The sequence below is a fragment of the Heyndrickxia sp. FSL W8-0423 genome (genome assembly GCF_038009395.1).
Lineage (GTDB): Bacteria > Bacillota > Bacilli > Bacillales > Bacillaceae_C > Heyndrickxia > Heyndrickxia sporothermodurans.
Map to the genome: position 1 here is coordinate 2,426,283 of NZ_JBBPBE010000001.1, position 20,603 is coordinate 2,446,885.

Here is a 20,603-nt window from a genome sequence, read left to right on the forward strand (position 1 = left end):
GCCATGGCGCAAATGACAATGATTCAAGCAATCACCGATGCGTTACGTACTGAATTACGTAATGATGAAAATGTTTTAGTATTCGGTGAAGACGTTGGCGTTAACGGCGGCGTATTCCGTGCGACTGAAGGTCTTCAAAAAGAATTTGGTGAAGAGCGCGTATTTGATACACCACTTGCAGAATCTGGAATTGGTGGATTGGCAATCGGTTTGACATTAGAAGGCTACCGTCCGGTACCGGAAATTCAATTCTTTGGATTCTTATTTGAAGTAATGGACTCTGTCAGTGGACAAATGGCACGTTGGCGCTATCGTACAGGCGGAAGCTTAAATGCCCCAATTACGATTCGTTCCCCATTTGGTGGAGGTGTTCACACACCGGAACTTCATGCTGATAGTTTAGAAGGTCTTGTTGCTCAACAACCAGGATTAAAAGTCGTTATTCCATCTACGCCATACGATGCAAAAGGATTATTAATTTCTTCAATTCGTGATAATGATCCTGTTATCTTTTTAGAGCATATGAAGTTGTATCGCTCATTCCGTCAGGATGTTCCTGAAGAAGAGTATACAATTCCTCTTGGGAAAGCAGATGTGAAACGTGAAGGTAAAGATCTTTCCATTATTACTTATGGAGCGATGGTTCATGAATCATTAAAAGCTGCTGATGAACTTGAAAAAGAAGGATACTCTGTTGAAGTTGTAGATTTACGTACGATCAGTCCACTTGATGTCGATACAATTGTTGCTTCTGTTGAAAAAACAAATCGCGCAATTGTTGTTCAAGAAGCACAAAAACAAGCTGGAATTGCTGCAAATGTTATTGCTGAAATTAATGAAAGAGCAATTTTGAGCTTGGAAGCACCGGTGTTACGCGTAACTGCTGCTGACACTGTATACCCATTCTCACAAGCAGAATCAGTTTGGTTACCAAACTATAAAGATATTATCGAAACAGCTAAAAAAGTGCTTACTTTTTAATAATTAAACAAATTCAATTTTTGCCCTTCCTATCGAAGGGCTATGCAATTTTAGATACAATCAATACACAAAATAAAATTTTAATTAGGATGGTGAACAATCTTGTCATTCGAATTTAGACTACCAGATATTGGTGAAGGAATTCATGAAGGTGAAATCGTAAAATGGTTTGTTAAGCCAGGCGATAAAGTTGCAGAAGATGATGTTCTGTGTGAAGTACAAAATGATAAGGCAGTTGTTGAGATTCCATCACCAGTTGCAGGTACTGTTGAAGATATATTAGTTGAAGAAGGTACAGTTGCCATCGTAGGTGATGTTTTAATCAAATTTGATGCGCCAGGATATGAAAACCTTCAATTTAAAGGGGATCATGGTCCAAGGGAAGAAGAGAAAAAGACTGAAGAAAAAGCTGAGCAAAACACTCAACAAGAAGATAAAACTGAAAGTTCTTCCCAAGCTGCAACTGAAACGAAAGAAGCAGATCCTAGTAAACGTGTAATCGCTATGCCATCAGTTAGAAAATATGCTCGCGAAAAAGGCGTGGATATTCGTTTAGTACAAGGTAGTGGAAATAATGGCCGCGTCCAAAAAGAAGATATTGATGCATATGCAAATGGTGGTGCAGCAGTAAACGAAGAAGCTTCTACTCAAACAACTGCAGCGGAAACTACAGAAACAGCTGCACAAGCTAAAGTAGCAATCCCTGAAGGAGAATTCCCAGAAACTCGAGAAAAAATGAGTGGAATTCGTAAAGCGATTGCTAAAGCAATGGTTAATTCTAAACACACAGCTCCACACGTTACATTAATGGACGAAATTGACGTAACAAAACTTGTTGCACATCGTAAAAAATTCAAAGAAGTTGCTGCTGAAAAAGGCATTAAGCTTACTTTCTTACCTTATGTAGTTAAAGCGCTAGTAAGTGCATTACGCGAATTTCCGACGCTTAATACATCAATTGATGATGCTGCCGGTGAAATCGTTCATAAGCATTACTTTAATATCGGGATTGCCGCAGATACAGATAAAGGATTATTAGTTCCTGTAGTGAAAAACGCAGATCGCAAATCTGTTTTCTCTGTTTCTCAAGAAATTAACGAGCTTGCAGGAAAAGCACGTGATGGTAAATTAGCTCCAAACGAAATGAAAGGTGCTTCATGTACAATTACGAATATTGGATCAGCCGGTGGTCAATGGTTTACTCCAGTAATTAATCACCCTGAAGTAGCAATTTTGGGTATCGGAAGAATTTCTGAAAAACCAGTAGTAAAAAATGGTGAAATTGTAGCAGCACCTGTGTTAGCATTATCATTGAGCTTTGATCATCGTATTATCGATGGAGCTACCGCTCAATATGCGCTCAACCATATTAAGCGTCTATTGAACGATCCTGAATTATTATTAATGGAGGCGTAATAAAATGGTAGTAGGAGATTTCCCAATTGAAACAGATACTATAGTCATCGGTGCAGGCCCTGGCGGGTATGTAGCAGCGATTCGTGCTGCCCAACTAGGACAAAAAGTAACAATTGTTGAGAAAGGTGAGCTCGGCGGTGTTTGCTTAAACGTCGGCTGTATCCCTTCAAAAGCATTAATTACAGCTGCACATCGTTATGAAACAGCTAAACATTCTGACGATATCGGTATTTCTGCAGAAAATGTTACAGTTGACTTTTCTAAAGTTCAGGAATGGAAAGGGAAAGTGGTTAAGCAGTTAACTGGCGGTGTTCAAGGTCTTCTAAAAGGCAATAAAGTGGATATTGTGAAAGGCGAAGCTTACTTTGTTGATGCAAACACTTTACGTGTAATGGATGAAAATTCCGCACAAACATATACATTTAAAAATGCAATTCTTGCAACTGGTTCACGCCCTGTTGAAATTCCAACATTTAAATACTCAAAACGAGTAATTAATTCTACTGGCGCATTAAGCCTACCTGAAATTCCAAAGAAATTAGTCATCATTGGTGGAGGCGTTATCGGTGTTGAACTTGGTACGGCCTACGCAAACTTTGGAACAGAAGTAACAATCCTTGAAGGAAGCGCCGAACTTTTTGCCGGAAGCTTTGAAAAACAAATGTCAACACTTGTTTCTCGTAACTTAAAGAAAAAAGGTGCTGAAATTGTAACAAACGCAATGGCAAAAGGTGTCGAAGAAAAAGAAGACGGTGTTGTTGTAACATATGAAGTAAAAGGAGAAGAAACATCCGTAGAAGCTGATTATGTTTTAGTAACTGTTGGTCGTCGTCCGAATACAGATGAACTTGGTTTAGAACAAGTGGGTATTGAAATGACAGATCGTGGTCTTGTTAATATCGATAAACAATGTCGTACAAATGTATCAAACATTTATGCGATTGGTGATATCGTTGCAGGTCCTCAACTCGCACATAAAGCATCTTATGAAGGTAAAATTGCTGCAGAGGCGATTTCTGGACATCCTTCTGAAATTGATTATCTTGGAATTCCTGCAGTTGTATTCTCTGAACCTGAACTTGCAACTGTTGGTTATAATGAAAAACAAGCAAAAGAAGAAGGAATCGAAGTTGTAGCTGCGAAATTCCCATTTGCTGCAAACGGTCGTGCACTTGCATTAAATAGTACAGATGGTTTCTTAAAACTAGTTACTCGTAAAGAGGATGGCTTAGTAATCGGTGGGCAAATTGCCGGTACAAGTGCATCTGATATGATTGCGGAAATTGGTTTAGCAATTGAAGCAGGGATGACTGCTGAAGATATTGCAATGACTATTCATGCACATCCAACATTAGGTGAAATTACAATGGAAGCAGCAGAAGTTGCTCTTGGAACACCTATTCACATTGTTAAATAATTACAAAAAAAAAAATAAACCACAGCTTTGTGGTTTATTTTTTTTGCTTTTTTTTTGAAATGAGGTTTTAAAATGAGGTAATACGGTCATATGATAAATATTATCAACATACGAGAATTATGGTACATGTAGAAACAACATTATTATGAGTCTTGGTGATGCTATGAAAAAATATGTTGCATTTCTTTTTCAATTAATGATTTGGAGTTGTTTTACATTAGCGGTTTGGCTTTCACATCGAGATCATTTACTATATAAGATAATCGTTTTTATTGTTTTCTTTTATTTATCATTTTTATTAACAAAAATGATTGTAAAATCGAACCGATCGACTATTATTATTACATTTTCCAGTTTATCAATTTATCTCTTATTACAAGTTATCCTAAAACAAGTAGTACCATTACCTTTTTCTTAATAAAAAACGATAAGAACGTCTTATCGTTTTTTATATTTGTCATACTTAATATAAAAATTACATAAATATGTCATACAAAATAGACTTTAAATTTCAATTAAGATGTATTATTATTATCTTAGATAGAAAACGTTTTCAAATTCCGTTGGGAGGGAACATTCATATGGGAACTTTAATCTGCCAAGCATGTAATAAAATTATTGATCATTTTGAAGACGAAAAAGTATCTGTTTTATATTCGAGCTGTGCGAATTGTCATAAAGAACAAATTGAAAAAGAAAATGAATAAACAATAAGAAAAGCTTTCTCCTATGGGAGAAAGCTTATTTTATTGCTTTATGCTCCTTAATAACACGTAGTGACTTAAGATCGAAATCTTCAGGACCTTGTACTGGTAAGCCAACTTCAATATTTTTGCGAACATATTTTAAATTTTCTTCAGTTATTATTTCTCCCGGTATAAAAATAGGGATTCCCGGTGGATAAACCATAATAAATTCAGCGATAATTCTTCCAGCAGATTCCTCGAAAGGGATGACTTCTGTGTCCGCATAAAATGCATCACGAGGTGTTAAAGCTAGAACGGGAATATCCGGTAGCATGACTTGAATACTTACCGAGCTAGACAGATGTGAAAATTGATCAGAAAGCTCTTGAAGTGCTTTTACTAGCAGATTTGTTTCCACTTCTGTATCGCCAGGTGTAATAAGGCAGAGAATATTGTATAAATCGGAAAGTTCTACTTCGATATTATATACTTCACGCAGCCATTTTTCAGCATCATATCCTGTTATTCCGAGATCTTTGACAGAGATGATTAGTTTTGTTGGGTCATAATCAAATGTCGCTTTTGTTCCCAATATTTCTTTACCGACACAGTATAAATGATCAATCTCATTAATTTTAGCACGAACGGATTGAGCTAGCTGAATCGTTTTATTTAGTAATTCCTTTCCATGTGTAGCAAGTCTTCTTCTTGCGACATCAAGTGATGCTAATAATAAGTATGAGGTGGATGTAGTCGTTAACATACTCAATATTGTTGACACACGATTTGAAGACACTAATCCATCTTTTACGTTTAATACAGAACTTTGCGTCATTGATCCACCTAATTTATGAACACTTGTTGCTGCCATGTCCGCTCCCGCTTCCATTGCTGAAATCGGTAGTTCCTCATGGAAATGGATATGAACTCCGTGCGCTTCATCAACGAGAACCGGAACTTGATAGGAATGGGCGATTTCTACAATTTTCTTCAAATCAGCGGCAACCCCGAAATAGGTTGGATTAATAACTAATACGCCCTTTGCATCAGGGTTTTGTTGCAAAGCTTTTGAAACAGATTCAGTCGTGATTCCGTGGGATATTCCTAAAATCGGATCGATTTCGGGATGAATAAATATAGGAATAGCCCCTGAGAAAACAATGGCGGACATAACAGATTTATGAACATTTCGAGGAACGATAATTTTATCGTTAGGTCCGCAGACCGTCATAATCATGGCCATAATAGCACCGCTCGTACCTTGGACGGAAAAGAATGTGTGGTCAGCTCCGAAGGCTTGTGCAGCTAATTCCTGTGCTTTTTGAATCATTCCTTTTGGTTGATGGAGATCATCTAAAGGTGCAATATTAATTAAATCTATCGATAATGCATTATCCCCGATAAATTGACGAAATTCCGGATCGATTCCTGAGCCTTTTTTATGTCCGGGTATATGAAATTGAACTGGATTCTTTTTCGCGTGTTCCACTAATCCAGTAAATAACGGAGTATCAAATTGTGACAATGAACTTCACACCTCTTTTAATGTTACATCTTTTAAAACAAAAGAAATTATATCATTTAACCTTACCATTGAAAATAGTTTCTTCATAACGAAAGGAAAATATAAGTAAATAGGAGAAGTATTATATAATGCTGATGATATTGAGGAGTGAATACATATGAATTGGAACACTAGAATTACCGACTTACTTAATATTAAATATCCAATTATTCAAGGAGGATTAGCCTATTTAGCCTACTCAGAATTGGCAGCGGCTGTATCTAATGCAGGGGGGCTTGGCCAAATAACTGCAATGTCTTTAGAAAGCCCGGAGGCACTCCGTAAAGAAATTCAAAAGGTTAAACAATTAACTACCTTTCCGTTTGGAGTTAATTTTGCTATCGGACAACACGGAAGACCATATACTGACTATTTAGATGTAGCCCTCGATGAAAAAGTAGCGGTAGTATCTGTAACAGGAGGAAATCCCACGCCGTTTTTTCAGTACTTAGAAGGTTCAAATGTAAAAAAATTAGTACTTGTGGCAGCTAAACGCCAAGCTCAAAAAGCGGAAGAACTAGGTGCAGATGCAGTTATGGTAGTAGGTCAAGAAGGTGGTGGACACTTGGGGAAAGACGATATAGGTTCATTAGTATTGATTCCACAAGTTGTAGATGCTGTTTCAATCCCAGTCATCGCCTCAGGAGGAATCGGTGATGGAAGAGGATTAATGGCTGCTTTATGCTTAGGTGCTGAAGGAATTGAAATGGGGACACGTTTTATTGCAACAAAGGAATGTGTGCACGCAAACGAACTTTATAAGCAAGCAATTATTAAAGGAAAAGAAACAGATACAACCGTCATAAAACGTAGTTTAGGTGCACCCGGCCGAGCAATTACGAATAAATGGACAGAGCAAATTTTAGAGATTGAAAAAAATAATGGAGGATACGAAAAACTTAAAAACTATATTAGTGGACAAGCAAATAAAAATTATATATATAATGGAGAAGTAGATAGTGGATTTGCGTGGGCGGGACAAGTAATGGGGTTAATTAATGATATTCCGAGTGTTGAGGAATTAATCACACGAATGATCCAAGATGCTAATGAAATTCGTAAAAAATGGGGAAAGTAATCGTAAACAACAACTAGAAAGACGGTGTAGAAATGGAATATCAATATCCTTTCTCAATGGATTGGTCAACAACTGAGGTTATAGAAGTAATCCAATTTTTTGAGGCAATTGAGAAGGCCTATGAAAAGGGAATAAAACGTGAAGAATTAATGGAGAAATATCGACGATTTAAAGAAATCGTTCCTGGAAAAGCTGATGAAAAAAAATATTGTAATGAATTCGAAAAAGAAAGTGGATATTCATCCTATCAAGTTGTAAAAAGATTAAAAGAATCTGAACCCGGTAACATAATAAAAATGTAAAAATAAAAGATAAAATGGGGAAGGAGCATTGCTCGCTTCCTATTTTCTCTTTTTAGAATCGATTTCCTATTTATACGCTAATTTATATAATGGGATAAGTGTTTCAAACGTATTTCTTACAACGTCGATAAATTCGGTGCCATTCGTTAAAATCGGGTCATTGGCTGCAATTTGTCGTCCAATAAGGAATTCCGCTTTCTTGACGTCACGGAAACGTTCAAGTGCGTTTTTTAAGTCGATTTCCTTCAATGAAGTTGCATTCTTTTTCATATGGTCCTGAGAAACAACGAAATCATTAGGAATGGATGACTTGATCGTTTTTAAGTTCTTCAAAAACGTCTTTGCCATTTCCGCTTTATTCGGTAATTCGTAAATAAACGCTAACCAAATGAAAACATGGTCGTCAAACAATCCAACTTGGAAATGAGGGTGTTGTTTATATCCACGTTTGTTACCCGCTATTGCCAACCAAGTATCTTTCGGGGCATTTACAGTGCGACGGGCATGTTTCGCTATATGTAAAAACATTTCTTCCCCTAAATTTACGGAAAGTTCGTCCGTTAATAATTGACCGATTTCACGGAATTTCGGTCGAATTCGTTCTTCGATAGCTTCCATTCTCGCGTCAAGACCTTCTATATTAAATGTGTCAAAATCGTTCTTCGTGAAACCTTCGAATTGCATTGTTGATAATCTCCTTCATAACGTTTATTCATTTTTTAGATTGGGTAAAAGAAAGCAATGGAAGCCGTTTTAAGTCTGAATGTGAAAAACTTGGGAATTTCATAAATGAGCCTCTATTGAACATCTTTCCTACAATTGACTTTATTTTAGCATAATCGACAAATTTCCTAAAATGAAATTACTTAGGCAATTACACATTTTTGTTGCACGATTAGTGAAGCATCATATGATGTAGTAAGTAATATCTGAAAATTTAGTTATTTGTAAAATGCAAAAAGTGAAGGGATGTGAAGTTCATGAAACAAGTAATGAACACTTCGAAAAAGAAAAAATTTGATCAGCAACGAATAGCAGTACTTAGATTAGAAATGGACTATGAGCTAGCTGTCCTTTATGAGGCAATTCAAAATAATGACCATAAGAAAAAGGATTTAACGAAAAAGAAACTTGAAAAAATACGAGAAGAATTATTAAGGATGAAAGCAATGTAGGAGTATTTCCAAGTAGGTTTACGAACTCCCTGTTCCTCATCACAGATGGGGTTCGTTTTTATGGAGTTAAATATAAAGTTAATTTCTTGAATTACATAATTTTTTCCTTTAAGCTAATCATACAATAAGTTAAGTCGAAGATTTGATGGAGGACAGGGCGATGACGAATTGGGAGCAAATTGATACATATGTAAGAATGTGGCTAAAGGAAGCAAGAATTAATATCATTGATTCATTTAAAAAAACATTAGACATAGAAACGAAGTCGGATCGGAATGATTTAGTTACAAATATAGATAAGGAGACAGAATCGTTTTTTGTCAATAATATTCAAGAACATTTCCCGGACCATCATATTATTGGTGAGGAAGGGCATGGACAGAAAATCGATCAAACAAATGGAGTGTTATGGATAATCGATCCAATCGATGGCACAGTTAACTTTGTCCACCAACAAAGAAATTTTGCCATCTCCATTGGAATTTATGAAAATGGAAAAGGAAAGCTAGGTTATATTTATGATGTAGTTCAAGATGAACTTTACTTTGTTGAAGCAGGTAAAGGAGCCTATTTTAATGAAGTTCCGATTCCTAAATTGACCGATACGAAAGTTGAAGATGCAATTATCGGGATCAATTCTTCTTGGATAATATCCAATCGACATATCCCAACCGCCAATTTACATCGTTTAGTCCATGATTCACGTGCAACAAGATCGCTAGGTGCAGCTTCGCTTGAAATAGCCTATGTTGCAACAGGCAGATTAGATGCTTATATTGCCATGCGTTTAGCCCCATGGGATTTTGCTGCCGGAAAACTTTTGATAGAAGAGTTAGGAGGTAAACTATCTACGGTTAAAGGTGAACCATTACACATATTAGAGAGCGGCACGGTATTTGTGAGTAATAGTGGACTCCATAAGGAAATACTGGATAATTATTTTTTGTCCATTGAATAAATATAGCTACCTCAAATGAGAGGTAGCTATTGTTATTTTTACATCTTTTATAATCGTCCTTCTTGACGCATTTTTGCTTTTGTTTTGAACCCATATCCCATCACGAGAATGAGAACAAGGATACAAATAATTATACCGAGGATACTTTTTTCCCCGATTGCTACTCCGATGCCAATCATTGAGGCAGCCGCAATTGTAGCGAACAGAATGAAAATCCATTTTATATCTTTCATATCAATTGCCTCCTACTTGTTTCCTTCATCAAGGCTAGTATAAATATCATTTTACTCGAAAAACTCCACTTTGCATAGTGAAGATGGAAATAATGCATTAGTGGTGATTTATAAATAACTATGATATAATACGTAAGTTATAGTTATACTAACATTGACGGTCATAAAGGCAGGAGGAACCACTTTTGAAAATAAGAGAAGATTTACGTAATATAGCGATTATAGCACACGTTGACCATGGGAAAACAACGCTTGTCGATCAGCTATTAAAGCAATCCGGAACATTTCGTTCAAATGAACAGGTAGCTGAACGAGCAATGGATTCTAATGATATTGAACGTGAGAGAGGCATTACAATCTTAGCGAAGAATACCGCTATTCAATATAAAGATATAAAAATTAATATTATGGATACACCAGGACACGCTGACTTTGGCGGTGAAGTAGAACGTATTATGAAAATGGTTGATGGGGTTCTACTTGTCGTTGATGCATATGAAGGATGTATGCCCCAAACACGCTTCGTCCTAAAAAAAGCATTAGAACAAAATTTAACTCCGATCGTAGTTGTAAATAAAATTGACCGTGATTTTGCTCGACCAGAGGAAGTTGTCGATGAAGTGATCGAATTATTTATCGAGCTGGATGCAAATGAAGATCAATTAGAATTTCCGGTTATCTATGCATCCGGTATTAACGGAACTGCTAGCAATGATCCAACGAAACAAGATGACAATATGCAAGTATTATTTGATACAATTATTGACCATATTCCGGCACCTGCTGATACTAAAGAAGAGCCTTTACAATTCCAAGTTGCTTTACTGGACTATAATGATTATGTAGGTAGAATTGGAATTGGACGTGTCTTCCGTGGTACGATGCATGTAGGACAACAAGTTGCATTAATGAAATTAGATGGAACGGTAAAACAATTCCGGGTATCTAAAATTTTCGGGTTCTTCGGATTGAAACGTCAAGAAATTCAAGAAGCACATGCGGGTGACCTTATAGCAGTGTCTGGTATGGAAGATATTAATGTTGGAGAAACAGTTTGTCCAATTGACCATCAAGAACCTCTACAACCATTACGCATTGATGAGCCAACATTGCAAATGACGTTTATTGTTAATAATAGCCCATTTGCAGGCCGTGAAGGTAAATATATCACATCAAGGAAGATTGAAGAACGTCTTCGCGCACAATTACAAACAGACGTAAGTTTAAGAGTTGAAAACACAGATTCTCCTGATGCTTGGATTGTTTCAGGCCGCGGTGAACTTCATCTTTCCATCTTAATTGAAAATATGCGTCGTGAAGGCTTTGAATTGCAAGTGTCAAAACCATCTGTTATTGTAAAGGAAATTGATGGTGTTAAATGTGAACCGATTGAAAGGGTACAAATTGATATTCCTGAAGAGTATACAGGAAGTATTATTGAATCACTTGGTTCCCGTAAAGGCGAAATGCTTGATATGGTTAATAACGGAAACGGTCAAGTGCGTTTAATCTTTAATGTGCCGGCCCGTGGACTAATCGGTTATTCTACTGATTTCATGACACTAACCCGTGGATACGGAATTATTAATCATACTTTCGATAGTTATCAACCGATGCAGCCGGGTCGAGTTGGCGGCCGCCACCAAGGTGTGCTTGTTTCCATGGAAACAGGGAAAGCGTCGACATATGGTATCATGCAAATAGAGGATAGAGGGACAATATTTGTTGAACCAGGTACAGAAATTTACGAAGGTATGATCGTTGGCGAAAATACTCGCGAAAATGATATTACCGTTAACATTACGAAAGTGAAACATGCAACAAATGTCCGTTCATCGACGAAAGATCAAACATCAGTTATTAAAAAACCACGTATAATGTCATTAGAGGAAGCACTTGAATACTTAAACGATGATGAATATTGTGAGGTTACACCTGAATCGATTCGTTTGCGTAAAAAAATATTAAACAAAAATGAACGTGAAAAAGCTGCTAAAAAAATGAAATACGCAGAAATTTAATTAAAAACTAATTTCTAGAAAGGGAGTCTATTGTGCCAGAGGTAAATGTGCAGGAACATCTTTCCTTTTTCGCAGGCTTGTATCGAGTTGATGAATTTCCAAAACTAGGAATGTGGATGCTTTATTTAACCATTGTAGCTTTATGTATTCTTGTTTATAAATTGGGCTTTGCTCAAAAACTTCCAATGCTAAAATCGATTTTGATCTATTTGTTTTTAGCATTGGGATGTACGATTTTAACCTTTTTAGCAATATTTCTTCCGATTACAGAAGGACTCGTAGTTGCTGCCCTTATTTTAATCATTTATAAAATACGCAGGTACAATTACAAAAAAGATCAAGCGCAAAATGATGCATAAAAAACAAATCCGCCGAAAATGGCGGATTTGTTTTTTTTATATATCGTTAAGATCTTTTTCTTCTCTTGATGCAAGTCTTGCTGTCGTTTTTTCTGTTATTCTTTCATAACATTCATCACACATATAAGTATGAATCGGACGATTTCGAAGTCGTTTTGCCATGATGGAATCATCATCTATATCATTTATTTTTTCGCATAATACACATTTTACTTTCATTCAGTTACACCCCGAGTTACCGTTTTTTTTAGTATAACATGGAAATGAAAGTGTGGAAATTTTGGACTTTTCATTTTTATTTTTTATTATTTGATTGGTTTTCTTGTTCTCTTTCAAGTTGCTTATCTTTTGATTGATTTAATTCTTGTTTAGGTTTTTCCGTTCCGCTTTGCGGATTTTTTGGTTCTACGATATTTTTCGGTATTTCCGGCATAAGCCTACCTGCAATATCTGCGAGTTCATTGATAATCCCTTGTCCGGGTTTGCCGTTGCGTATATCTTGTCCAATTTCGCGAAGACGTTGTGTAAAATCAGGGTCAGCAACGACTATAGCGTTAGCTCCATATGGATCATGTTTTAAGCTCTCAGCAACCGAATACTTAATGGACCCCACCCTGGAACGATCAATATTATCATCAACATCAATCCCAACAAGAGCATAATTACTGAATACTACCGCTGTTGCATCTTTAACATTGGGAACGCTTACGGCAAGGTCTACAAGACGTTGTGAAATTTGCTGTCCTGTTTTTCTATCAACATTTTTTATATTGCTATCTTTAACAGAAATCGTTTTTGGTGTGATATTATTGTTGTTTTTACCCTGTCCAGCTTCATTGTTTGCGCACGCACTTAATAAGATAGTAGTACAAAGAAGTAATCCTATTTTTTTCAACTAAACTCACCTCATTTAATCTATTCTTAATCCATTCCGCTTTTCTAATTGTCTAGCTGCATCGCAATAATCTAGGTGCGATATCGCATTTCTATATTTAGTGTGCAATTTTCTTCTATCTTTATTCATTTGTTCATATATTTTAGCAATGTCCGTCCACTTCAAATGAACAGGAAGTAGAAAAAGTTCATATTATACAATAATCCAATAAGGAGCAGGAGGCATCAATTTGAAGAAAATATATGTATTAGATACAAATGTCTTATTACAGGATCCGAATGCCATATTTTCTTTTGAAGATAATGAAATCGTCATTCCAGCTGTAGTGCTAGAAGAGGTTGATTCGAAAAAGAGGTATATGGATGAAATTGGACGTAATGCCAGACAAGTATCCAAATTGATTGACAGCTTTAGAAAAGCAGGGAAGCTCCATGAAAAGATTCCTCTTGAGAATGGTGGAGTACTAAGAATTGAATTAAATCACCGATCATTTCAACAATTACAAGATATATTTATTGAAAAAACGAATGATAATCGAATATTAGCCGTCGCTAAGAATTTATTCTTAGAGGAGGAAACGAAGGAAAATGGTAGACCGGTCATTCTAGTTAGTAAAGATGCTTTAGTAAGGGTTAAGGCAGATGCACTCGGATTACAGGCGGAAGATTTTTTAAACGATCGAGTAGTAGAAATTGATCATATATACACAGGCTTACTTGAAATTTATATAAATATCGACTTATTAAATTTATTTTATGAGAAAGGTGAATTAGCTTTATCGGAGATTACCCATCACCCTTTTTACCCCAATCAATTTTTAATCATGAAAGACGCATTAGGAAGTTCTTCTTCCGCTATTGGGATTGTAGATCAAACAGGTAAAGTCGTACGAAAATTAGTTTATAACCATGAGCCGATTTGGGGAATTAAGCCTAGAAATGTAGGGCAAACAATGGCGATGGAATTATTATTTAGACAAGACATTAATCTTGTAACAATGATTGGAAAAGCAGGAACTGGAAAGACTCTTCTTGCATTAGCATCGGGGCTGATGCAAACGGAAGATTTACATTCCTATAAAAAACTTCTTGTTGCTCGTCCAATCGTGCCGGTAGGAAAGGATTTGGGGTATTTACCAGGTGAAAAACAAGAGAAATTAAGACCTTGGATGCAGCCGATTTATGATAATTTAGAATATCTGTTTAATACAAAAAAACCAGGTGAATTAGAGGCAATACTCGCTGGAATGGGATCGATAGAAGTGGAGGCATTAACGTATATACGCGGAAGAAGTATTCCGGACCAATTTATTATTATTGATGAAGCTCAAAATTTAACGAAGCATGAAGTGAAAACGATTTTAACGAGAGTGGGAGAAAGAAGTAAAATTGTGTTAATGGGTGATCCAGAACAAATTGATCATCCATATTTAGACGAATATAATAACGGATTAACGTATGTTCTCGAAAAGTTTAAGGATCAATCAGTGGCCGGGCATATTAAATTAATGAAAGGTGAAAGATCGGGATTAGCACAATTAGCAGCTGATCTTCTATAAAAATGAAAGTAAGAAAAATCTTTAATTTGTCGTTATTAACACAACAGAATGGTGTGTATACCATTCTGTTGCTGCAATAACTTATTAAAGATTACTCCACACGAAAACCTTTGACATATTTTATTGGCTGATCTTTATTTGAGCCGTCTTCGAATAAAATGTGTACTGGCCCGTCCTCTTTGAGCGCTTTCCCTTCTTTTGAAAAAGCGATGATAAGGTCGTAAGCTTCATTGATCGGAATTTGTATTTCTTCATCTTTTGTTTCAATAATAAGCGTAGTCGCACTTTCAAGAGGTTCAGCGTTTTTTAAAAACGGTTCGAACTTAATGCCGAATGTACCGGTTAGAAGTCTTTGTTTCAAAAATTTCTTCTCCGATTTTAATGTTGGGGGGGATATTGCACCTTCTTTAATTTCGCGATCAAAAAATTTACCAACACTTTTTGTATATTCTTCATCCTCGTCAATACCGGTATTCTTATTATCAAAATATGTAGTTAAATCTAGTTTCCGATCGTCAAATATCCAAGTTCCGGCGTCTAAAGTAATTGGGAACTTAACATTACCTTTTATTGGAATAATCATTTTTTAACCTCCTTACATTTTAAAATTATACTCTGAAAAAATGAACTTGTCACATTTACCTAAACTTTTCATAATGAAAAAAGTTTCCTAAACCAAAATTATATGAGAAAATAGAAGTACGAAAATTAATACTCTTAATCCTTGCATTTTGCTTCTTTTCAGAGTAAAATTTTTAGATAGGATTGTCTAATTGTTCGTAAATTGGGGGGATCTATATGGCGTCTGAAATTAAAATGGATCACCGGGAAAAAGCCTATTCTCTTTTAAGGGTGGACGCAGAGAAAATTTTGCGCTTAATTAAAGTCCAGATGGATAATTTAACGATGCCCCAATGTCCATTATATGAAGAAGTATTGGATACACAAATGTTTGGCCTATCCCGTGAAATAGATTTTGCAGTCAGACTAGGCTTAGTGGAAGAGAAGGATGGTAAGGAATTACTCGATTCATTAGAACGAGAGCTTACCGCTTTACATGAAGCGTCCACAAAAAAATCATAATTAAAAAACTCAAACAGTTCACAGAAATTGTTTGAGTTTTTTTGTAAAATAGGAGTGAAGAGTATCTTTTGTAAACTTTTTATTAATTTCTTTCACTAAGCAGGAAATAAAAAATTATTGAAGAATATCTTTTTATAGACTAAAGGATTGGAAGGTTACTATGTTAAAAAAAATCTTAAAGTCTTATGACTATTCACTTGTCGTCGTGTACATACTTCTTTGTTTATTCGGATTAGTCATGATATATAGTGCAAGCATGGTGGTTGCTGTTCAAAAATACGGTTTTAGCAGTGATTTCTTTTATATGAAACAATTAAAAAGTTTTATATTGTCACTAGTTGTTTTTATCTTTACCGCTTTTTTTCCGTATAAAATATATAAAAGCAATAAATTTCTTGGGGCGATTATGCTTATATCGGTTGTAGCCCTTATCGGGATCCGTCTGTTTGGTCATAATTCAAATAATGCGCAAAGCTGGTTTAAAATTGGGACAAGCATGATTCAACCATCAGAGTTTGTAAAGTTAAATGTCATCATCTACCTATCTGCAGTTTATGCGAAAAAACAGTCATATATTGATCAATTTAATAAAGGAGTCATTCCACCTTTATTATTTTTAATTTTTGTTTGTTTTTTGATTGCGATAGAGCCTGATTTTGGTACAGCGTCCATAATTTTTGCGATTGGACTTACGATATTGCTTTGTTCCGGAATGAAAATGAAAACGATGATGAAACTATTGGGTTTGGGATTAATTGTTGTCCTACTCCTTTCCCCATTTTTCTTATTAAAAAAGGATGAAATATTTACAAAAAATAAAATTGCACGGATTACTGGTTATATGGACCCTTTCAAAAGCCAAGCAAAAGAAGGGTTTCAATTATACAATTCCTATTTGGCCTTAGGATCCGGCGGTGTAAAGGGATTAGGTCTTGGGCAAAGCGTTCAAAAGCTTGGCTATCTTCCCGAGCCGCATACAGATTTTATTATGGCTATCATTGCAGAAGAGCTTGGAATTTTTGGTGTCGGTTTTGTCATTATTGGTTTATCCTATCTCGTTTTACGAGGTATATATATAGGGGTAAAATGCCGGGATCCATTTGGCAGTTTATTATCAATAGGTATCTCAAGTATGATAGGTATTCAAAGCTTTATTAATTTGGGAGGGGTGTCCGGATTAATACCGATAACAGGGGTTCCACTACCATTGATTAGTTATGGAGGATCCTCATTGCTTCTTTTATCCGCTTCATTAGGTGTGTTAGTCAATGTATCAATGTTTGTAAAATATGAAGATAAGTATAAGAAAAAAGAAGAAACTACTACTTTTGTGAATTCGAAATTTAATAATCGTGGATTTAAGGTACATTAATTTACAATATAATCACTAATCCATCGAAGATCATGCAAAGGGGAGACATACTGTATGAAAAAAATTGAAAAGGTATTGGTAGCAAATAGAGGAGAAATTGCGATTCGAGTTTTTCGAGCGTGTACGGAACTAAATATCCGTACAGTAGCCATTTATTCTAAAGAAGACTCAGGATCCTATCATCGTTACAAAGCTGATGAAGCATACTTAGTTGGTGAAGGAAAAAAACCTATTGATGCGTATTTAGATATTGAAGGAATTATTGAAATTGCGAAAAGTTCAAATGTCGATGCCATCCATCCGGGATATGGATTTCTTTCCGAAAACATTCAATTTGCAAAGCGATGTGTGGAAGAGGGGATTACATTTATCGGACCAAATACTAATCACTTAGATATGTTTGGGGATAAAGTAAAAGCGAAGGAACAAGCCATTCTTGCTAATATTCCGGTCATTCCGGGTAGTAATGGTCCAGTGTCTTCCCTTAGCGAAGTTCAAGATTTCGGTCAGCAACATGGATATCCAATTATCATTAAAGCATCACTAGGCGGTGGCGGCCGTGGGATGAGGATTGTTAATCACGCGGAGGAAGTGACTGAAGCGTTTACTCGCGCTAAGTCAGAAGCAAAAGCGGCATTTGGAAATGATGAGGTTTATGTAGAAAAGTTTATTAAAAATCCGAAGCATATTGAAGTACAAATATTAGGTGATGCGAACGGCAATATTGTTCACTTATTTGAAAGGGATTGTTCAGTTCAAAGACGTCATCAAAAAGTCGTTGAGGTAGCTCCATGTGTATCACTATCCGATGAGTTACGAAAGGAAATTTGTCAAGCGGCAGTTAATTTAATGAAAAACGTCAATTATGTAAACGCTGGTACGGTTGAATTTTTAGTAGCAGACAATGAATTTTATTTTATTGAAGTAAATCCGCGTGTACAAGTGGAGCATACAATTACAGAAATGATTACTGGCATTGATATTGTTCAGTCGCAAATTTTAATTGCGGAGGGGCATCAATTACATGGTGAAATTGTCAATATTCCTGAGCAGGATGAAATCACAATCAATGGCTATGCCATCCAATCTAGGGTGACAACGGAAGATCCATTAAATAATTTTATGCCCGATACTGGGAAAATTATGGCCTACCGTTCCGGCGGTGGTTTCGGTGTACGACTTGATGCGGGAAATGGCTTCCAAGGAGCTGTTATTACTCCATTTTATGATTCCCTTTTAGTAAAATTATCTACATCAGCTACTTCATTTGAAAAAGCTGCAGCAAAAATGGTGCGAAATCTTCAAGAATTTAGAATTAGAGGGATTAAAACAAATATACCTTTCCTAATAAATGTAGTGAAACATAAAAATTTCATTACCGGAGAGTATGATACATCATTCATTGACTCTACACCGGAACTATTTGACTTTCCTGCAAGCCGTGACCGTGGAACGAAAATGCTTTCTTATATTAGCAATGTTACGATTAATGGTTTCCCGGGAATTGAACAGAAGGAAAAGCCGTTCTATCCGAAAAATAGAGTACCAAAAGTAAGTCTTGTAGAAGAATCCGCTTCCGGTACAAAGCAAGTACTTGACCGTGATGGGGCTGAAGGTTTAGTAAGATGGATTAAATCACAAAAAGAAGTGTTACTAACTGATACAACATTCCGTGACGCACACCAATCATTACTTGCAACACGAGTAAGAACCCAAGACATTAAAAAAATAGCCGAACCAACATCTAAATTATTACCGGATTTATTTTCGTTAGAAATGTGGGGAGGAGCTACCTTTGATGTTGCTTATCGATTTTTAAAGGAAGATCCTTGGCAACGTTTGAAGGAATTAAGAGAAAGAGTTCCAAATGTCCTTTTCCAAATGCTATTTAGAGGTTCTAATGCGGTAGGGTATAAAAATTATCCGGATAATATTATTCGTGAATTTGCAAAGCTGTCTGCAGATGCAGGTATTGATGTTTTTCGAATATTCGATAGTTTGAACTGGGTAAAAGGAATGGAAGTTGCCATTGATGCTGTTAGACAAACTGGAAAGATTGCGGAAGCTTCAATTTGTTATACTGGTGATATTAATGATCCGTTTAGAACTAAATATAATATTCAATATTATAAGGACTTGGCAAAAGAATTAGAAAACCAAGGGGCACATATTCTTGCTATTAAAGATATGGCTGGGTTATTAAAACCGCAAGCAGCTTATCAACTAATATCTGAATTAAAAGAAACAATCGATATCCCAATTCATCTGCATACACATGATACTAGCGGGAATGGTCTTTACACGTATGCAAAAGCAATTGATGCAGGTGTTGATATTGTAGATGTGGCATTAAATTCAATGGCGGGCTTAACATCACAGCCAAGCTTAAATGGATTATATTATGCGTTAGAGGGTACAGAAAGAAAACCAAAAATAAATATCGAATCTGCGGAAAAGCTTTCTGATTATTGGGAAGATGTAAGAAAATATTATCGAGACTTTGAAAGTGGAATGAATTCACCGCACACAGAAGTATACCGACATGAAATGCCGGGTGGGCAATATAGTAATCTGCAACAACAGGCGAAAGCTGTAGGGCTTGGAGATCGTTGGGATGAAGTGAAAGAAATGTACCAAATTGTTAACCGTATGTTTGGAGATATTGTAAAAGTAACCCCATCTTCTAAGGTTGTTGGCGATATGGCTTTATTTATGGTGCAAAACGACCTAACGGAAGAAGATGTCTATTCACGTGGTATGAAAATAGATTTTCCTGATTCCGTAGTCGAATTGTTTCAAGGTTATTTAGGGCAACCAGTTGGCGGTTTTCCAAAAGAGCTTCAAAAAGTGATTCTTAAGGATAGAGAGCCTATTACAATTCGTCCGGGTGAATTAATGGAAAATGTTGATCTTCCTAGTTTGAAAGACGCATTGTCTAAAGAAATAGGCAGGGAAGCGAATGACCATGAAACGATTTCTTATGCATTATATCCTAAAGTGTTCTTAGATTATGTCAAAACTGTTCAGCAATTTGGTGATGTTTCCGTTATCGATACACCAACATTCTTTTATGGAATGAGATTAGGCGAAGAAATCGAAGTAGAAATTGAAAAAGGAAAAACACTTTTTGTTCAATTAGTCTCAATAGGACAACCTCGAAAAGATGGAACAAGAATTGTATATTTTGAACTAAATGGCCAGCCGCGTGAAATAATTATTAAAGATGAAAGCATAAAATCTGCTGTAGCAAATAAGGTAAAAGCGGATCCGAAAAATGAACAACAAATCGGAGCAACTATGCCGGGTACTGTTATTAAGCTGATGGTTAGTAAAGGGGATCGAGTCAATCAAGGTGATCACCTCATGATAACTGAGGCTATGAAAATGGAAACAACTGTCCAAGCTCCATTTTCCGGAGTCGTTAAAGAGCTTTATGTCCAAAATGGTGAAGCTATCACACCTAATGATCTTTTAATAGAAATTGAAAAAATATAAAAAATAAAAC

Annotated in this window: 21 protein-coding genes; 15 read left to right on the forward strand and 6 right to left on the reverse strand. The window is 36.0% G+C overall.

The genetic code is table 11. The annotated features are described in order from the left end of the window. Nucleotides 1-3: 3 nt before the first annotated feature. The 5 genes from MKY81_RS12330 to MKY81_RS12350 all read left to right on the forward strand — a co-directional run bounded on the left by MKY81_RS12330 (nt 4) and on the right by MKY81_RS12350 (nt 4,521). Nucleotides 4-981 (forward strand): alpha-ketoacid dehydrogenase subunit beta, encoded by a 978-nt coding sequence (locus tag MKY81_RS12330; protein ID WP_066232165.1) that lies wholly within the window; start codon nt 4-6, stop codon nt 979-981. Between the two features lie 102 nt (nt 982-1,083). Then, nucleotides 1,084-2,397, forward strand: a complete 1,314-nt coding sequence (locus tag MKY81_RS12335; protein ID WP_108073002.1) for a dihydrolipoamide acetyltransferase family protein — start codon at nt 1,084-1,086, stop codon at nt 2,395-2,397. A 4-nt stretch (nt 2,398-2,401) separates the two neighbouring features. Further along, nucleotides 2,402-3,814: a dihydrolipoyl dehydrogenase gene (lpdA, locus tag MKY81_RS12340; protein WP_066232158.1), complete on the forward strand. Its 1,413-nt coding sequence runs from the start codon at nt 2,402-2,404 to the stop codon at nt 3,812-3,814. Between the two features lie 145 nt (nt 3,815-3,959). Further along, entirely contained in the window at nt 3,960-4,232 is a 273-nt protein-coding gene (locus tag MKY81_RS12345; RefSeq protein ID WP_235993139.1) for a hypothetical protein, read from the forward strand. A 163-nt stretch (nt 4,233-4,395) separates the two neighbouring features. Then, nucleotides 4,396-4,521 carry a GapA-binding peptide SR1P gene (locus MKY81_RS12350; protein WP_108073004.1) on the forward strand — a complete coding sequence of 42 codons (126 nt, stop codon included), beginning with the start codon at nt 4,396-4,398 and terminating at the stop codon, nt 4,519-4,521. A gap of 34 nt (nt 4,522-4,555) precedes the next feature. Here MKY81_RS12350 and MKY81_RS12355 read toward each other — a convergent pair whose 3' ends face one another. Next, the gene (locus tag MKY81_RS12355; RefSeq protein ID WP_108073006.1) at nt 4,556-6,025 is read right to left on the reverse strand and encodes an aminotransferase class I/II-fold pyridoxal phosphate-dependent enzyme; all 1,470 of its coding nucleotides are present in this window, start codon (nt 6,023-6,025) and stop codon (nt 4,556-4,558) included. A gap of 157 nt (nt 6,026-6,182) precedes the next feature. Between MKY81_RS12355 and MKY81_RS12360 the strand changes: the two genes are divergently transcribed. Then, nucleotides 6,183-7,142: an NAD(P)H-dependent flavin oxidoreductase gene (locus MKY81_RS12360; protein ID WP_108073008.1), complete on the forward strand. Its 960-nt coding sequence runs from the start codon at nt 6,183-6,185 to the stop codon at nt 7,140-7,142. Nucleotides 7,143-7,174: 32 nt separating this feature from the next. Next, nucleotides 7,175-7,444 (forward strand): UPF0223 family protein, encoded by a 270-nt coding sequence (locus tag MKY81_RS12365; protein WP_066232144.1) that lies wholly within the window; start codon nt 7,175-7,177, stop codon nt 7,442-7,444. Between the two features lie 66 nt (nt 7,445-7,510). On the opposite strand, the gene MKY81_RS12370 is transcribed toward MKY81_RS12365, so the two are convergent. Further along, nucleotides 7,511-8,128, reverse strand: coding sequence for a YktB family protein (locus tag MKY81_RS12370; protein ID WP_108073010.1), 618 nt, complete (start codon nt 8,126-8,128; stop codon nt 7,511-7,513). 296 nt (nt 8,129-8,424) lie between these two features. Between MKY81_RS12370 and MKY81_RS12375 the strand changes: the two genes are divergently transcribed. Then, nucleotides 8,425-8,619, forward strand: coding sequence for a hypothetical protein (locus MKY81_RS12375; protein WP_066232139.1), 195 nt, complete (start codon nt 8,425-8,427; stop codon nt 8,617-8,619). Between the two features lie 160 nt (nt 8,620-8,779). Continuing rightward, the gene (locus MKY81_RS12380; RefSeq protein ID WP_341117915.1) at nt 8,780-9,577 is read left to right on the forward strand and encodes an inositol monophosphatase family protein; all 798 of its coding nucleotides are present in this window, start codon (nt 8,780-8,782) and stop codon (nt 9,575-9,577) included. Between the two features lie 47 nt (nt 9,578-9,624). Here the strand turns inward: MKY81_RS12380 and MKY81_RS12385 are convergent, their stop codons facing one another. Continuing rightward, nucleotides 9,625-9,810 carry a YlaF family protein gene (locus tag MKY81_RS12385; protein WP_066232131.1) on the reverse strand — a complete coding sequence of 62 codons (186 nt, stop codon included), beginning with the start codon at nt 9,808-9,810 and terminating at the stop codon, nt 9,625-9,627. Between the two features lie 185 nt (nt 9,811-9,995). On the opposite strand from MKY81_RS12385, the gene typA reads away from it, so the two are divergent. Together typA and MKY81_RS12395 are read left to right on the forward strand one after the other, a co-directional pair. Continuing rightward, nucleotides 9,996-11,831 (forward strand): translational GTPase TypA, encoded by a 1,836-nt coding sequence (typA, locus tag MKY81_RS12390; RefSeq protein WP_066232128.1) that lies wholly within the window; start codon nt 9,996-9,998, stop codon nt 11,829-11,831. A gap of 32 nt (nt 11,832-11,863) precedes the next feature. Next, nucleotides 11,864-12,190: a YlaH-like family protein gene (locus MKY81_RS12395; protein ID WP_066232124.1), complete on the forward strand. Its 327-nt coding sequence runs from the start codon at nt 11,864-11,866 to the stop codon at nt 12,188-12,190. A 36-nt stretch (nt 12,191-12,226) separates the two neighbouring features. Here MKY81_RS12395 and MKY81_RS12400 read toward each other — a convergent pair whose 3' ends face one another. Continuing rightward, a complete protein-coding gene (locus MKY81_RS12400) occupies nt 12,227-12,409 on the reverse strand; it encodes a YlaI family protein (RefSeq protein ID WP_066232121.1) in 183 nt (60 codons plus the stop codon). A 76-nt stretch (nt 12,410-12,485) separates the two neighbouring features. Further along, nucleotides 12,486-13,085 (reverse strand): YhcN/YlaJ family sporulation lipoprotein, encoded by a 600-nt coding sequence (locus MKY81_RS12405; RefSeq protein WP_107920187.1) that lies wholly within the window; start codon nt 13,083-13,085, stop codon nt 12,486-12,488. A gap of 229 nt (nt 13,086-13,314) precedes the next feature. Here MKY81_RS12405 and MKY81_RS12410 point away from each other — a divergent pair, with 229 nt between their 5' ends. Then, nucleotides 13,315-14,643, forward strand: a complete 1,329-nt coding sequence (locus MKY81_RS12410; RefSeq protein WP_066232114.1) for a PhoH family protein — start codon at nt 13,315-13,317, stop codon at nt 14,641-14,643. Between the two features lie 91 nt (nt 14,644-14,734). Here the strand turns inward: MKY81_RS12410 and MKY81_RS12415 are convergent, their stop codons facing one another. Continuing rightward, a complete protein-coding gene (locus tag MKY81_RS12415; protein ID WP_066232111.1) occupies nt 14,735-15,226 on the reverse strand; it encodes a hypothetical protein in 492 nt (163 codons plus the stop codon). Between the two features lie 215 nt (nt 15,227-15,441). Between MKY81_RS12415 and MKY81_RS12420 the strand changes: the two genes are divergently transcribed. From MKY81_RS12420 to pyc, 3 genes are all read left to right on the forward strand, one after another. Continuing rightward, nucleotides 15,442-15,726, forward strand: coding sequence for a YlaN family protein (locus MKY81_RS12420; RefSeq protein ID WP_066232108.1), 285 nt, complete (start codon nt 15,442-15,444; stop codon nt 15,724-15,726). Between the two features lie 160 nt (nt 15,727-15,886). Then, nucleotides 15,887-17,098 carry an FtsW/RodA/SpoVE family cell cycle protein gene (locus MKY81_RS12425; protein WP_341117916.1) on the forward strand — a complete coding sequence of 404 codons (1,212 nt, stop codon included), beginning with the start codon at nt 15,887-15,889 and terminating at the stop codon, nt 17,096-17,098. Between the two features lie 54 nt (nt 17,099-17,152). After that, on the forward strand, nt 17,153-20,593 hold the full coding sequence (pyc, locus tag MKY81_RS12430) for a pyruvate carboxylase (RefSeq protein ID WP_325949011.1): 3,441 nt from the start codon (nt 17,153-17,155) through the stop codon (nt 20,591-20,593). The last annotated feature ends 10 nt before the right edge of the window (nt 20,594-20,603 follow it).

Bases quoted from the DNA above. Each gene is read 5' to 3' on its own strand.
- MKY81_RS12330 (WP_066232165.1), top strand. From the start codon at position 4: ATGGCGCAAATGACAATGATTCAAGCAATCACCGATGCGTTACGTACT.
- lpdA (WP_066232158.1), top strand. From the start codon at position 2,402: ATGGTAGTAGGAGATTTCCCAATTGAAACAGATACTATAGTCATCGGT.
- MKY81_RS12345 (WP_235993139.1), top strand. From the start codon at position 3,960: ATGAGTCTTGGTGATGCTATGAAAAAATATGTTGCATTTCTTTTTCAA.
- MKY81_RS12350 (WP_108073004.1), top strand. From the start codon at position 4,396: ATGGGAACTTTAATCTGCCAAGCATGTAATAAAATTATTGATCATTTT.
- MKY81_RS12360 (WP_108073008.1), top strand. From the start codon at position 6,183: ATGAATTGGAACACTAGAATTACCGACTTACTTAATATTAAATATCCA.
- MKY81_RS12365 (WP_066232144.1), top strand. From the start codon at position 7,175: ATGGAATATCAATATCCTTTCTCAATGGATTGGTCAACAACTGAGGTT.
- MKY81_RS12370 (WP_108073010.1), bottom strand. From the start codon at position 8,128: ATGCAATTCGAAGGTTTCACGAAGAACGATTTTGACACATTTAATATA.
- MKY81_RS12375 (WP_066232139.1), top strand. From the start codon at position 8,425: ATGAAACAAGTAATGAACACTTCGAAAAAGAAAAAATTTGATCAGCAA.
- MKY81_RS12380 (WP_341117915.1), top strand. From the start codon at position 8,780: ATGACGAATTGGGAGCAAATTGATACATATGTAAGAATGTGGCTAAAG.
- MKY81_RS12385 (WP_066232131.1), bottom strand. From the start codon at position 9,810: ATGAAAGATATAAAATGGATTTTCATTCTGTTCGCTACAATTGCGGCT.
- MKY81_RS12400 (WP_066232121.1), bottom strand. From the start codon at position 12,409: ATGAAAGTAAAATGTGTATTATGCGAAAAAATAAATGATATAGATGAT.
- MKY81_RS12415 (WP_066232111.1), bottom strand. From the start codon at position 15,226: ATGATTATTCCAATAAAAGGTAATGTTAAGTTCCCAATTACTTTAGAC.
- MKY81_RS12420 (WP_066232108.1), top strand. From the start codon at position 15,442: ATGGCGTCTGAAATTAAAATGGATCACCGGGAAAAAGCCTATTCTCTT.
- MKY81_RS12425 (WP_341117916.1), top strand. From the start codon at position 15,887: ATGTTAAAAAAAATCTTAAAGTCTTATGACTATTCACTTGTCGTCGTG.
- pyc (WP_325949011.1), top strand. From the start codon at position 17,153: ATGAAAAAAATTGAAAAGGTATTGGTAGCAAATAGAGGAGAAATTGCG.